Annotated in this window: 1 pseudogene; it reads right to left on the reverse strand. The window is 29.9% G+C overall.

Features of this window, described 5'->3' with window-relative positions:
• Positions 1-377 precede the first annotated feature (377 nt).
• Positions 378-522 (reverse strand): annotated as a pseudogene (locus KDK67_RS14205) (IS1 family transposase); the annotation flags it as partial.

The following is a 522-nucleotide window of genomic DNA, read 5'->3' on the forward strand; positions in this document are numbered from 1 at the left end:
AGTTCATTATCGATATTGATCATATGCGGGATTTAATACATGAGAAATTTATGGAGTGCTCATCAAAAATTAGCTTTGCAAAGAGATGGATTGAAAAGTTTCTTAGTGAAAAACAGAAGTCCAAAATGTTGGGTGTTTGACTATAATTGTTAGTTTGGTCACAATCTTTATTGATGGGTAAACCATAGATCTAACTGCAGATAAATATGTCATATGTTCAATTCTTCCTTCCTTTAATTAAATTTTATTGTTTGTAAGGGATGTGGTATTTGTATTTAAGTAGAAATGAATTAGTAAATTAAATTTAAAGTGGGTGGTAAAAAATGTTTATAGGACACTATGCAGTTGGATTCTTATTAAAAAAGAAATTGGCATTGTTAACTAAACATAGCTAACTCTTTATTTCTGTACTTCATCAAAAGAAGAACAGAGTACTTCAGCATTTCAAGACTCTTAGTATAACACTTTGACTTTCTTCTCAATCTTGCCAGAAAGTGCCTAATTATGCTGTTATATCCTTCA

Origin of the sequence: Methanococcoides seepicolus (assembly GCF_023684405.1) — an archaeon.
In the GTDB taxonomy this organism is placed as follows: Archaea; Halobacteriota; Methanosarcinia; order Methanosarcinales; family Methanosarcinaceae; genus Methanococcoides; species Methanococcoides seepicolus.